Source organism: Aquabacterium sp. A7-Y (genome assembly GCF_026153205.1).
Classification (GTDB): domain Bacteria; phylum Pseudomonadota; class Gammaproteobacteria; order Burkholderiales; family Burkholderiaceae_C; genus Caldimonas.
Genome location: NZ_JAPFBW010000039.1, coordinates 1 through 13,207, shown reverse-complemented (window position 1 = coordinate 13,207; position 13,207 = coordinate 1). Strand labels below are relative to the sequence as shown.

Annotated in this window: 12 protein-coding genes; 3 read left to right on the top strand and 9 right to left on the bottom strand. The window is 67.7% G+C overall.

Features of this window, described 5'->3' with window-relative positions:
• Positions 1-103: 103 nt before the first annotated feature.
• The 9 genes from clpB to OOT46_RS26245 form a co-directional block, all read right to left on the bottom strand.
• Positions 104-2,704 carry an ATP-dependent chaperone ClpB gene (gene clpB / locus OOT46_RS26285; RefSeq protein ID WP_265406592.1) on the bottom strand — a complete coding sequence of 867 codons (2,601 nt, stop codon included), beginning with the start codon at positions 2,702-2,704 and terminating at the stop codon, positions 104-106.
• Between the two features lie 78 nt (positions 2,705-2,782).
• On the bottom strand, positions 2,783-3,169 hold the full coding sequence (gene crcB / locus OOT46_RS26280; RefSeq protein ID WP_265406591.1) for a fluoride efflux transporter CrcB: 387 nt from the start codon (positions 3,167-3,169) through the stop codon (positions 2,783-2,785).
• Positions 3,169-3,669 (bottom strand): molybdopterin synthase catalytic subunit MoaE, encoded by a 501-nt coding sequence (moaE, locus tag OOT46_RS26275; RefSeq protein ID WP_265406590.1) that lies wholly within the window; start codon positions 3,667-3,669, stop codon positions 3,169-3,171. Before moaE ends, crcB begins: the two co-directional genes overlap by 1 nt.
• A gap of 3 nt (positions 3,670-3,672) precedes the next feature.
• Positions 3,673-3,924 (bottom strand): molybdopterin converting factor subunit 1, encoded by a 252-nt coding sequence (gene moaD / locus OOT46_RS26270; RefSeq protein ID WP_265406589.1) that lies wholly within the window; start codon positions 3,922-3,924, stop codon positions 3,673-3,675.
• The gene (gene glp, locus OOT46_RS26265; RefSeq protein WP_265406630.1) at positions 3,921-5,135 is read right to left on the bottom strand and encodes a gephyrin-like molybdotransferase Glp; all 1,215 of its coding nucleotides are present in this window, start codon (positions 5,133-5,135) and stop codon (positions 3,921-3,923) included. Before glp ends, moaD begins: the two co-directional genes overlap by 4 nt.
• Positions 5,077-5,661, bottom strand: a complete 585-nt coding sequence (gene mobB, locus OOT46_RS26260; RefSeq protein ID WP_265406588.1) for a molybdopterin-guanine dinucleotide biosynthesis protein B — start codon at positions 5,659-5,661, stop codon at positions 5,077-5,079. Before mobB ends, glp begins: the two co-directional genes overlap by 59 nt.
• Before the next feature lie 15 nt (positions 5,662-5,676).
• The gene (gene thrC, locus OOT46_RS26255) at positions 5,677-7,083 is read right to left on the bottom strand and encodes a threonine synthase (RefSeq protein ID WP_265406587.1); all 1,407 of its coding nucleotides are present in this window, start codon (positions 7,081-7,083) and stop codon (positions 5,677-5,679) included.
• Between the two features lie 22 nt (positions 7,084-7,105).
• A complete protein-coding gene (locus OOT46_RS26250; protein WP_265406586.1) occupies positions 7,106-8,428 on the bottom strand; it encodes a homoserine dehydrogenase in 1,323 nt (440 codons plus the stop codon).
• A 58-nt stretch (positions 8,429-8,486) separates the two neighbouring features.
• Positions 8,487-9,713, bottom strand: a complete 1,227-nt coding sequence (locus OOT46_RS26245) for a pyridoxal phosphate-dependent aminotransferase (protein ID WP_265406585.1) — start codon at positions 9,711-9,713, stop codon at positions 8,487-8,489.
• A gap of 182 nt (positions 9,714-9,895) precedes the next feature.
• Between OOT46_RS26245 and OOT46_RS26240 the strand changes: the two genes are divergently transcribed.
• From OOT46_RS26240 to OOT46_RS26230, 3 genes are all read left to right on the top strand, one after another.
• Positions 9,896-10,276 carry an Mth938-like domain-containing protein gene (locus OOT46_RS26240; protein WP_265406584.1) on the top strand — a complete coding sequence of 127 codons (381 nt, stop codon included), beginning with the start codon at positions 9,896-9,898 and terminating at the stop codon, positions 10,274-10,276.
• 131 nt (positions 10,277-10,407) lie between these two features.
• Positions 10,408-10,884 carry a peroxiredoxin gene (locus tag OOT46_RS26235; RefSeq protein WP_265406583.1) on the top strand — a complete coding sequence of 159 codons (477 nt, stop codon included), beginning with the start codon at positions 10,408-10,410 and terminating at the stop codon, positions 10,882-10,884.
• 171 nt (positions 10,885-11,055) lie between these two features.
• Positions 11,056-12,705, top strand: a complete 1,650-nt coding sequence (locus tag OOT46_RS26230) for a PhoH family protein (RefSeq protein ID WP_265406582.1) — start codon at positions 11,056-11,058, stop codon at positions 12,703-12,705.
• The last annotated feature ends 502 nt before the right edge of the window (positions 12,706-13,207 follow it).

The window sequence follows — 13,207 nt, the reverse complement described above, 5'->3', positions numbered from 1 at the left end:
GCATCCATGACAAAGGCCCTCCTTGTTTGCAAGGAGGGCCTTCACGGGCGGTCGGGCGAGACCCGGCTCGGATCCCAGAGCCCCGGTGTATCCAGCGGCGGCTTCAGTGCACCACGCGCTCGAAGGTGAAGCTCGCGCCCTCCTCCGCGCTCTCGACGTCGACCGGGATCACGTCCTTGGGGCCGAAACGGCCCTGCAGGATCAGCTTGGCGACGGGGTTCTCGATGCGCTGCTGGATCGCCCGCTTCAGCGGTCGCGCCCCGAACACCGGGTCGAAGCCCACCTTGGCGATTTCGGCCAGCGCCGCGGGCGAGACATCGAGCTTCATTTCCATCTTCTCGAGGCGTGCCTCCAGGGCCTTGAGCTGGATGCGGGCGATCGACTCGATGTGCTTCTGGTCCAGCGCATGGAACACCACCGCCTCGTCGATGCGGTTGAGGAATTCGGGCCGGAAATGACCCTTCACCTCGGCCCACACCGCATCGCGGATCAGCTCCGGCTCCTGGCCCTGCATCTGCATGATGAGGTGCGAGCCAAGATTGCTGGTCATCACGATCACGGTGTTCTTGAAATCCACCGTGCGGCCCTGGCCGTCGGTCAGGCGCCCGTCGTCGAGCACCTGCAGCAGCACATTGAAGACGTCGGGGTGGGCCTTCTCGACCTCGTCGAGCAGCACCACCGAGTAGGGCTTGCGCCGCACCGCCTCGGTCAGGTAGCCGCCCTCGTCGTAGCCGACATACCCCGGCGGCGCGCCAATCAGCCGCGACACCGAGTGTTTCTCCATGAACTCGCTCATGTCGATGCGGATCAGGTGCTCCTCGCTGTCGAACAGGAAGCTCGCCAAGGCCTTGCACAGCTCGGTCTTGCCCACGCCCGTGGGGCCCAGGAAGAGGAAGGAGCCGTAGGGCCGGTTCGGGTCGCTCAGGCCGGCGCGCGAGCGGCGGATCGCGTCGCTCACCGCGACGATGGCCTCGTCCTGGCCCACCACACGCTCGTGCAGGCGCGCCTCCATCTGCAGCAGCTTGTCGCGCTCGCCCTGCATCAGCTTGCTGACCGGGATGCCGGTGGCGCGCGCCACCACCTCGGCGATCTCCTCGGCGCCGACCAGGGTGCGCAGCAGCTGCGGCTTGCCGGTCTCGGCCTTGCCGGCCTCCTTGGCCTGGGCGTCCCTGAGCTTCTTCTCCAGCTCGGGCAGCTTGCCGTACTGCAGCTCGGCGACCTTGTTGAAGTCGCCCTTGCGCTTGAACTCCTCGATCTGGAAGCGGATCCGGTCGATCTCCTCCTTCACGTGGGCCGAGCCCTGGGCGGCCGCCTTCTCCGACTTCCAGATGTCCTCCAGGTCGGCGTACTCGCGCTCGAGCTTGGCGATCTCGTCCTCGAGCAGGCCGAGGCGCTTCTGCGAGGCCTCGTCCTTTTCCTTGCGCACCGCCTCGCGTTCGATCTTGAGCTGGATCATGCGGCGGTCGAGCTTGTCCATCGCCTCGGGCTTGGAGTCGATCTCGATCTTGATCTTGGCGGCCGCCTCGTCGATCAGGTCGATGGCCTTGTCGGGCAGGAAACGGTCGGTGATGTAGCGGTGTGAGAGCTCGGCCGCGGCCACGATGGCCGGGTCGGTGATCTCGACGCCGTGGTGCACCTCGTACTTCTCCTGCAGGCCGCGCAGGATCGCGATGGTGGCCTCCACGCTGGGCTCGTCCACCAGGATCTTCTGGAAGCGGCGCTCCAGCGCGGCGTCCTTCTCGATGTACTTGCGGTATTCGTCCAGCGTGGTGGCGCCGATGCAGTGCAGCTCGCCGCGCGCCAGCGCCGGCTTGAGCATGTTGCCGGCGTCGATGGCGCCTTCGGCCTTGCCGGCGCCCACCATGGTGTGGATCTCGTCGATGAAGAGGATGATGCGGCCCTCGTCCTGCGAGACTTCCTTGAGCACGGCCTTGAGCCGCTCCTCGAACTCGCCGCGGAACTTGGCGCCGGCCAGCAGGCCCGCCATGTCGAGCACCAGCACGCGCTTGTTTTTCAGGGTCTCGGGCACTTCGCCGGCGACGATACGCTGGGCCAGGCCCTCGACGATGGCGGTCTTGCCGACACCGGGCTCGCCGATCAGCACCGGGTTGTTCTTGGAGCGCCGCTGCAGCACCTGGATGGCACGGCGGATCTCGTCGTCGCGGCCGATCACCGGGTCGAGCTTGCCTTGGCGGGCCCGCTCGGTGAGGTCGAGCGTGTACTTCTTCAGCGCCTCGCGCTGGCCTTCGGCCTCGGCGTTGTCCACGGTCTGGCCGCCGCGCACGGCGTCGATGGCCGATTCGAGCGACTTGCGGGTCAGCCCGAACTCGCGCGCCACTTGCGCGATGTCGGCCTTCGAGTCGCACAGGGCGAGCAGGAACATCTCGCTGGCGATGAACTGGTCGCCACGCTTGAGCGCCTCCTTCTCCGCCGCCTGCAGCAGCGAGACGGTCTCGCGGCCGGCCTGCACCTGCTCGGCGCCCTGCACCTGGGGCAGGCGTTTCAGGGCTCCCTCGGCCGCCTTCTGCAGGCCCGGGACGTTGACGCCCGCACGCGCCAGCAGGGCCTTGGGGCCTTCGTCCTGCTGCAGCATGGCGAGCAGGATGTGGGGGGGCTCGATGTACTGGTTGTCGTGCGCGAGGGCGAGGCTCTGGGCGTCGGCCAGGGCCTCCTGGAACTTGGTGGTGAGTTTGTCGAGTCGCATGAGGAATCCTCCGAATTGCGAAGGAAATGAAGGCAGCGCAGCCTCATTTCAAGTGCAATCGGCGCGCCCGCGACTGACTCAGATCAAGGCGGACTTCACGAGTTTGAAGCCGATCGCGGCGCAGCTCAGGCCGCCGACCACGTGTGCGGCGCTGTGGCCGAGGGCCAGGCCCCAGCGCCCCGTCTGCAGCAGTTGCAGCGACTCGGCCGAGAACGCGGAGAAGGTGGTCAGACCGCCGAGGAAGCCGGTCACCAGCAGGAGCCGCCAGAACTCGTCCGGGGTGCGGCTGAACCAGCAGGCGGCCATGCCGATCAGCAGACCGCCGGCGCAGTTGACCAGCAAGGTGCCGAGGGGAAACCCGCTCCAGGCCCCGTTCAGCCACAGGCCTGCCTGCCAGCGCAGCAGCGCCCCGGCCGCGGCGCCACCGGCCACCGCGAGGGCGTGAACGGCCGAGAGCGCCTGCATCAGGCGCCGCTGCCCGGCGCTTGCGCGTTGCCGGCCGCCAGACCCCAGCGCTGCAGCGCCGCATCGTCGCTGGCGCGTGCATCGACCCAGCGGGCACCCTCCGGCGTGTGCTCCTTCTTCCAGAACGGCGCCTGGGTCTTGAGGTAGTCCATCAGGAACTCGCAGCCCTGGAAGGCCTCGCCGCGGTGAGCCGAGCTGACGGCCACCAGCACGATCTGGTCGCCCGGCAACAGCGGCCCGACGCGGTGCACCACCCGGGCAGAGCGCAGCTGGAAGCGTGTCATGGCCTCGTCGATCATGGCCTCGATGGAGGCCTCGGTCATGCCGGGGTAATGCTCCAGCTCCATGCGGCTGACGTCGCCGCCTTCGCTCAGGTCGCGCACGGTGCCGATGAAGCTGACCACCGCGCCGACCCCGGCGTCGCCGGCGCGCAGGCGGGCGACCTCCTGGCCGAGGTCGAAGTCCTCGGTCTGGATCGAGACCCTTGCCCTCGCGTCCATGACTCAGCCTCCCGTGACAGGCGGGAAGAAGGCGACCTCGCAGCCCGGCGCGAGCGCCGCCGATTCGTCGCACATCGCCTGCTGCAGCGCAGCACGCACCGCACGGCGGCGCGCCAGCACCTCGGCGTGCGCAGCGGAGGCGCCGATCAGCGCGTCGCGCAGCTGGCCCACCGTGGCGCCCTCCGGCAGCTCGACGGTCTCGCCCGCCCCCAGCGCCTCGCGGATCGAGGCGAAATACTTCACGTTGATCTTCATGCCAGCCACTCCCTCAGCGAAACATAACGCACCAGGTCGCCGGCGCGGATGGCCTGCCCAGGCGGGTTGTCGACCAGGCCGTCGGCCCAGACGGTGGAGCTCAGCACCCCCGAGCTCTGGTTGGGGAACAGCTCGAGCCGGCCGTCGGCACCGCGGCGCACGCGCAGGAATTCGCGGCGGCGGTCGGGTTTCAGCCAGTCGAAGCCGGCCGGCAGCATCACGGGCGCCGGCGCCTGGACCACGGCACCCTGCAAGGCCGCGAGCACCGGGCGCACGGCCAGCAGGAAGGTCACGAAACTCGCGACCGGATTGCCGGGCAGACCCAAAAACCAGGCGGGCGTCCGGCCCGGGCCGCCGTCCACGTGTCCGAAGGCCAGCGGCTTGCCGGGCTTGATCGCGACCTGCCAGAGGTCGAGCCGGCCTTCGGCCTGTACCGCCGCCTTGACGTGGTCCTCCTCGCCGACCGAGACGCCGCCCGAACTGAGGATCAGGTCGTGGCCGCCGGCGGCGCCGCGCAGCGCCTGCCGGGTCGCTTCGAGCGAGTCGGGCACGATGCCCAGGTCGGTGCACTCGCAGCCGGCCTGGGCCAGCAGCGCGCGCAAGGTGTAGCGGTTGGAGTTGTAGATCGCCCCAGGGCGCAGCGGCTCGCCGGGCATCGCCAGCTCGTCGCCGGTCGATAGCAGCGCCACGCGCAGGCGTCGCACGACCGGCAAACGGGCAGCGCCGACCGTCGCAGCCAGACCCAGCGCCTGGGGTGTGAGCCGGCTGCCGCGCGCCAGCACCGTGCTGCCGCGGCGCACGTCCTCGCCCTGCTCGCGGACCCACTGGCGCGGCGTCGGCACGATCTGCAGGCGCACGCGGCCGTCGTCCAGGACCTCGGCCTGCTCCTGCATCACGATGGCGTCGGCACCGGGCGGCAGCGCCGCGCCGGTGAAGATGCGCGCGGCACTGCCCGGCTCCAGCGGCTCGCCCACCTGCCCTGCGGCGATGCGCTGCGAGACCGGCATCACGACCCCCTCGTCGGCCACCTCGGCGGCCCGGACGGCATACCCGTCCATCGAGCTGTTCGCCAGCGGCGGCACGTCCAGCGGCGAGCGCAGGTCTTCGGCAAGGACACGGCCGAGGGCCTCGAAGGTGGGCAGCGACTCGGTCTCAGCGACCGGTTTCAGGGGGGCGAGCAGCCGGGCCAGGGCCTCGTCCAGGCTCAGCATCGTCGGGCGGGGGGCGGTACTCATATCGAGCAGCATTCTGCAGCAGATGCGCGACCACGGCGTCGGGGTCATTCAGATCCAACACCGGCAACGCCGTCGGCTGCGGCAGGGCTGCCCGGTCATCGGTGGCGACCGCCACCACCCAAGGATCCTCCGGGTGGAGGGCCGGGTGCCCGGTGCTGGCGCGCCAGACCTCGATGCGAGGCAGGGCCGAGCGCTTGAAACCCTCCACCAGCACCCAGTCGCAGGCGCTCAGCTCGGCGATCAGCTGGTGCACCGTGGGCTCGGCCTCGACCTCGTACTCGCGGATCTTGGCGAGCCGGCGGTCCGAAGCGATCACGACCTCGAAGGCGCCGGCCTGGCGGTGCCGCCAGGAGTCCTTGCCGGGTTGGTCGATGTCGAAGCGGTGGTGGGCGTGCTTGACCACCGACACCCGCGCGCCCGCGGCACGCAGGCGCGGGATCAGCTGCTCCAGCAAGGTGGTCTTGCCGGCACCGCTGTAGCCGCAGAAGCCGAGCACTTTCATCGCGCTGCCGGCAGCTCAGCAGTGGCGCGCGACGTAGTCCTTGACGGCCTGGGCGTCGGGCGGCACGACGGTGAAACGCTTGGGCAGCGCCTCGATGCCTTCGAGCGCTGCGGGCCGCTCGGGATCGCGCCCGAGGGCCTCGCGGATGGTGGCGGCAAACTTGACCGGCAGCGCGGTCTCCAGCACCAGCATGGGCTCGCTGGCGTCGCGGTGCTCGCGTGCGACCTTCAGGCCGTCGGCGGTGTGGGTGTCGATCATCACGCCATGCCGCTCCCAGGTGTCGCGGATCGTGGCGAGGCGGTCGGCATGGGTGCTGCGGCCGGAGACGAAGCCGTACTCGGCCACTTTGGCGAACTCGTGGGGCGCGAGCTGGAAGGAGCCGTGCAGCTCGACCTCCTGCTTGAACAGGCTGCGGGTGCGGTCACCGTCGCGGCCCAGCAGGTCGAACACGAAACGCTCGAAGTTCGAGGCCTTGGAGATGTCCATCGAGGGGCTGGAGGTCTCGTAGGTCTCGGCGCTCTTGCGCACCCGGTAGGTGCCGGTGCGGAAAAACTCGTCCAGCACGTCGTTCTCGTTGGTGGCCAGCACCAGGCGGCGGATCGGCAGGCCCATCATGCGCGCGACGTGGCCGGCGCAGATGTTGCCGAAGTTGCCCGAGGGCACCGCGAAACTGACCGGTTCGTCGTTGCAGCGGGTGGCCTGGAAGTAGCCGGCGAAGTAGTAGACGACCTGGGCCACCAGGCGGGCCCAGTTGATCGAGTTGACGGTGCCAATCTTGTAGCGGCGCTTGAACTCGAGGTCGTTGGAAACCGCCTTGACGATGTCCTGGCAATCGTCGAACACGCCTTCGACCGCCAGGTTGTGGATGTTCTCGTCCTGCAGGCTGAACATCTGGGCCTGCTGGAAGGGGCTCATGCGGCCATGCGGCGACAGCATGAAAACCCGCACGCCCTGCTTGCCGCGCATCGCGTACTCGGCCGCGCTGCCGGTGTCGCCGCTGGTGGCGCCGAGGATGTTGAGCTGATCGCCGCGGCGCTTCAGCTCGTACTCGAACAGGTTGCCCAGCAGCTGCATCGCCATGTCCTTGAAAGCCAGCGTCGGGCCGTTGGACAGGGCCTGCAGCCGGATGCCGCCGTCCAGCGGTTTCAGCGGCGTGATCTCGCGGCTGCCGAACACCTGCTCGGTGTAGGTACGCGAGACGATGTCGCGCAGGTCGCCGGCCGGGATGTCGTCGATGTAGAGCGACAGCACCTCGAAGGCCAGCTCCGCATAGGAAAGGCCGCGCCAGCGCTGCAGCGTCTGCGCGTCCACCCTGGGATAGTGGCTGGGCAGGTAGAGGCCGCCGTCGGGCGCCAGGCCCTCCAGGAGGATCTCGGAAAAACCGCGCTCGGTCTTGTCGGCGCGCGTGCTGATGTACTTCAAGTCGGTCTCCGGCCCGGGTTCGTCAGTTCAGCTCTTCCTTGCGGATGCGCACGATGGGCTGCAGCACCGTGGGCAGGCTCTGCATCTGGCCGATCGCGGTGTTCATGCGGCCTTCCTCGGTCTCGTGCGTCAGGATGATCAGGTCGGTCTGGTTCTCGTTGTCGCCGGCCTCACGCTGCAGCACCGCGTCGATCGAGATGCCGTGCTCCGCCAGGATGCCGGTGATGCGCGCGAGCACGCCGGTCTGGTCGGCCACGCGCAGGCGCAGGTAGAAGGAGGTCACCACCTGCTCGATCGGCAGGATGGGCGTGCTGTCCAGCATGTCGGGCTGGAAGGCCAGATGGGGCACCCGGTGGTAGGGGTCGGCGGTGTGCAGGCGGGTCACATCGACCAGGTCGGCCACCACCGCCGAGGCGGTCGGCTCGGAGCCGGCGCCCTTGCCGTAGTAGAGCGTCGCGCCGACCGCGTCGCCGTTGACGACCACCGCGTTCATCGGGCCCTCGACATTGGCGATCAGGCGCTTGGCCGGCACCAGGGTCGGGTGCACGCGCAGCTCGATGCCGCCGCCCGCGATGTCGTCGCGGCGCTTGGTGATGCCCAGAAGCTTGAGGCGGTAGCCGAGCTGCTCGGCATAGGTGATGTCGGCGGCCTGCAGCTTCGTGATGCCCTCGACATAGGCCTGGTCGAACTGCACCGGGATGCCGAAGGCGATCGCGCTCATGATGGTCGCCTTGTGGGCCGCGTCCACGCCTTCGACGTCGAAGGTCGGGTCGGCCTCGGCATAACCGAGACGCTGCGCTTCCTTGAGCACGACATCGAAGTCCAGGCCCTTGGAGCGCATCTCGCTGAGGATGAAGTTGGTGGTGCCGTTGATGATGCCGGCGATCCACTGGATGCGGTTGGCGGTGAGGCCCTCGCGCAGCGCCTTGATGATGGGCACGCCGCCGGCCACCGCCGCCTCGAAGGCGACCATGACACCGTGGTGGCTGGCTTGCGCGAAGATCTCGGTGCCATGCACGGCCAGCAGCGCCTTGTTGGCGGTGACCACGTGCATGCCCGAGGCAATGGCCTTGAGCACCAGTTCCTTGGCGCGTGTGGTACCACCGATCAGTTCGACCACGATGTCGATGCCGGGATCGGTCACGACGGCGTCGAAATCGCTGCCGATCTCGACGGCGGGCCCGAGCGCGGCGCGCGCCTTCTCGGGCGAACGCGCCGCGACGCGGGCGATCTCGATGCCGCGCCCGGCGCGACGCCGGATCTCGGCCTGGTTGCGCTCCAGGACCTTGGCGACACCGCTGGCGACGACGCCGGCGCCCAGCAAACCGATGCGGATGGGATTCATAGCTGTTCGGAGGTAGAGGATCGACGGATCGGTCGGATCGGGTCGGAGGGAATCAGGGTCAGTAGGAGTGGCGCTTGCGATAGTGCTCGAGGAAGCGCGCGATGCGGCCGATCGCATCGCTCAGGTCGTCCGAATTCGGCAGGAACACGAGCCGGAAGTGATCGGGCTGCGACCAGTTGAAGCCGGTGCCTTGCACGATCAGCACCTTCTCCTCGGCCAGCAGTTCGTAGGCGAACTGCTGGTCGTCGGCGATCGGGTAGAGCTTGGGGTCCAGGCGCGGGAACATGTAGAGCGCTGCCTTCGGCTTGACGCAGCTGACGCCCGGAATCGCGGTCAGCAGCTGGTAGGCCAGATCGCGCTGGCGCGCCAGGCGTCCGCCGGGCATCACCAGGTCCTTGATGCTCTGGTAGCCACCCAATGCCGTCTGGATCGCGAGCTGCCCCGGCGTGTTGGCGCACAGGCGCATCGAGGCCAGCATGTTGAGGCCCTCGATGTAGTCGCGCGCGTGTTTCTTCTCGCCCGAGACCACCATCCAGCCGGCGCGGTAGCCGCAGGAACGGTAGTTCTTCGACAGGCCATTGAAGGTCACGCAGAGCACGTCATCGGCCAGCGAGGCGATGCTGGTGTGGGTCTCACCGTCGTACAGCGTCTTGTCGTAGATCTCGTCGGCGAACACGATCAGCTGGTGCTGGCGTGCCACCTCGAGCAGTTCCAGCAGCAGCGCTTCGGGGTAAAGCGCGCCGGTCGGGTTGTTCGGATTGATGACGACGATGGCCTTGGTGTTGGGCGTGATCCTGCGCTTGATGTCGTCGATGTCGGGCAACCAGCCCGACTGCTCGTCGCAGACGTAGTGCACCGGCGTGCCGCCCGACAGCGCCACCACCGCGGTGTAGAGCGGGTAGTCGGGCGCCGGAATCAGCACCTCGTCGCCGTTGTTGAGCAGCGCGTTCAGCGACATGCCGATCAGTTCGGAGGCACCGTTGCCAAGGTAGACGTCGTCCACCGTGACGCCGCGCACGCCTTTTTCCTGGCAGTAGTGCACCACGGCCTTGCGCGGCGCGAACAAACCCTTGGAATCGGTGTAGCCGGCCGTGTGGGGCATGTTGCGGATCATGTCCTGCACGATCTCGTCCGGCGGCTCCAGGCCGAACACGGCCAGATTGCCGATGTTCAGCTTGATGATCTTGTGGCCCTCCTCTTCCATCGCCCGGGCTTTCTCCAGCACCGGGCCACGGATGTCGTAGCAGACATTGGCCAGCTTGGCGGACTTGGAGACGGGTTTCACGAAAGACCTCCGGGGACGGTTGGAAGCGGATACGGCAGCGGGCTCGCGAACCCGCGTTGAAACGCGGAGCTGAAGCAAATGCTGCAGCGCAAAACCTATAATTTAACCACAGCCACCCTGCCGGCCGCGCGGCTTTTCCTGTGTTGTGCCGGCATCCCCCCGTCCCCGACCGGAGCGCCGCCGTGAAGCTACAACCCGACCGTATCGACTCCGCCAACGTCATCGGCGCTCACGGGCCGGAAGGCGTGACGGTCAACGGCCGACTCTACACCCGCAGCATCATCGTCCCGCACGCGGGCGAGGTGGTCGAGTGGGACGGTCGCGAAGCACAGGAACTGCAGGCAGAACATTTCGAACAGGTGGCTGCGTTGTCGCCGGAAGTGGTGCTGTTCGGCAGCGGGCCGCGGCTGCGCTTCCCGCGGCCCGAGGCCTTGCGGCCGCTGGTGGAGCGAGGCGTCGGCATGGAAACGATGGACACCGCGGCGGCCTGCCGCACCTACAACGTATTGATCTCGGAAGGCCGCTCGGTGGTCGCCGCGCTGCTCGTCAAGCCCCTCGGCTGAGGATCGCGGGCCGCCCCCCTCACTCGCGCGTTCTGTGCATGCGGCGGCGTGCCCGAGGGTCCGAGGGACAAGCGAGAAGCCGTATAATCTCGGGCTACGCCTGACCCGGCGCAACCCTCCAAAAAATCTACATGACGCCAGCCCTCAATAAACCCCTCCCGGAATTTGAAGCGCTCGCCACCGGTGGCGTGAAGTACACGCCTGCGGCATTTGCGGGGCAAACCGTCGTCCTGTATTTCTATCCTAAAGACAATACCCCAGGCTGCACCACCGAGGCGATGCAATTTCGCGACAAGCACAAAGACTTCGTGAAGGCTGGCGCAGTCCTCTTCGGTGTTTCGCGCGACAACATGGCTTCGCACGACAAGTTCAAGCAGAGCCTGGAGCTGCCCTTCGAGCTGATCGCCGACACCGAAGAAAAGATGTGCCACATGTTCGGCGTCGTCAAAAACAAGATCATGTACGGCAAGAAGGTCAAGGGCATCGAGCGCAGCACCTTCGTGATCGACGCTGATGGTGTGCTGCGCCACGAATGGCGCGGCATCAAGGTCGCGGGCCACGTCGACGAGGTCCTGAAGGCCGTCAAGGCGCTCAAGAAGACGGCTTGAGACGCCAGGCGCTTCGCGCCTTGGCGTCGCCGGCCCGGCATTGCCCCGCCCTGCGAGTTGTGCATAATGGATCCATGCTGTTGAGTTGGATCTCCTGCATCACCGAAAGCCGTACGCGACTTGTGTACGGCTTTTTTTGTTTTCGCAGCCTGACTTTTTTGTCGCCACACGATGCCACTGCCGAAACCGCCCGCCAAGAAAGCCACCGTTCTTACGCTCGCTGACCTCGACGCCCAGGCGGCGCCCCGGCCGACCAAACGCTCCTCCAAGACGGAGCCGACCTCGCCGCCGGTGCTCGATCTCTTCGACCCGGCCGACAAGACCGCTCCGGTCGAAGCCAGCAAACCGCCCGCACGCGCCGCCGTCCGGGCCAGGGCCGAGACCGCCGAGCCGACGCCCCAGCCGCGTGCGGTGAAACGCCCACGGGCCGAGGGGCCGCCCCGACTTTTCGTGCTCGATACCAATGTGCTGATGCACGACCCGATGTCGCTGTTCCGCTTCGACGAGCACGACGTCTACCTGCCGATGGTGACGTTGGAGGAACTGGACAGTCACAAGCGCGGCATGTCCGAGGTGGCTCGCAACGCCCGCCAGGTGAGCCGCGAACTTGACGGCCTCGTGGCCGGCAGTACCGGTGCGATGCCCGACGGCATCCCGCTGTCCAAGAGCGGCCACAAGGACGCCGGCGGCAGCCTGTTTTTCCAGACCCAGCTGCTCAATGTGCAGCTGCCCGAGGGCCTGCCGCAGGGCAAGGCCGACAACCAGATCCTGGGAGTCGTGCAGTCGCTGCGCCAGCAGTTCCCGCAGCGCGATGTCGTGCTGGTGTCCAAGGACATCAACATGCGCATCAAGGCGCGCGCCTTGGGGCTGCCCGCCGAGGACTACTACAACGACAAGACCATCGACGACGTCGACCTGCTCTACACCGGCGCCCTCGCGCTGCCCGCCGACTTCTGGGAGCGGCACGGCAAGACGATGGAGAGCTGGCAGCAGGGCGGACTCACCTACTACCGCATCAGCGGGCCTCTGGTGCCCTCGCTGATGATCAACCAGTTCGTCTACCTCGAGGCGGCCGGCGTCGTGCCGCTGTATGCCAAGGTCACCGAGATCACCGGCAAGACCGCGGTGCTGCGCACGCTCAAGGAGTACACGCACCAGAAAAACGCCGTCTGGGGCGTGGTGGCGCGCAATCGCGAGCAGAACTTCGCGCTCAACCTGCTGATGGATCCCGAGTGCGACTTCGTCACGCTCACCGGCACTGCCGGCACCGGCAAGACCTTGATGACGCTGGCGGCCGGGCTGAGCCAGGTGCTGGACGAACGCCGCTACAGCGAGATCATCGTGACCCGGGTCACGGTGCCGGTCGGCGAGGACATCGGCTACCTGCCCGGCACCGAGGAAGAAAAGATGTCGCCGTGGATGGGCGCACTCGACGACAACCTGGAGGTGCTGGCACGCTCGGACTCGAGCGCCGGCGAGTGGGGCCGCGCGGCGACGAACGAGCTGGTGCGCTCGAAGATCAAGATCAAGAGCCTGAACTTCATGCGCGGGCGCACCTTCCTCAACAAGTACGTCATCATCGACGAGGCCCAGAACCTGACGCCCAAGCAGATGAAGACGCTGATCACGCGCGCCGGTCCCGGCACCAAGATCATCTGCCTGGGCAACCTGGCGCAGATCGACACGCCTTACCTCACGGAAGGCAGCTCGGGGCTCACCTACTCGGTGGACCGCTTCAAGGGCTGGCCGCATAGCGGCCACGTGACACTCGCACGCGGCGAACGCTCGCGGCTGGCGGACTTCGCGAGCCAGGTGCTCTGACGGGGCGCGCGACGCCCGCCCAGGACGGGGCTCCAATGGGAGCCCCTTTTTCATGGGCATGGCTCGCGGGTTGTGGTTTGTGGTTTGTGAGGTTGAGCCTGACGGGGTGCTTCTGCTGCCTTGCTCCTACAAGCCCGCTGACGCGGGCGCGCCCCTGAGGGGCGATGCCGGGATGTGCGCCCGGCAGCGCACCTTCTTTCTTTGCCTCGCCAAAGAAAGAAGGCAAAGAAAGGCGACCCCGAGCAGAGCGCCCTCCTCGCTGCGCGAGGAGGGTCCGCTGCGGTGCTCGGGCTTGGGAGGCGGCTGCGCAACTCGGCCTTTTTGAAGGGCGCTTCGCGCCCTTCAAACGGACCTCGGACAGTGCTCGCCGACCCCGCCCTCCGGGCGGGGCAACCTCCCAAGCCCTGCGCTCCTCGCCGCCCCACACGGGGCCCCCGAACCCCGCACGACTCGCTGCGCATCGCCGCGCGCTGGCTGCCTGTCGCTACGCGACAGGTTCGTG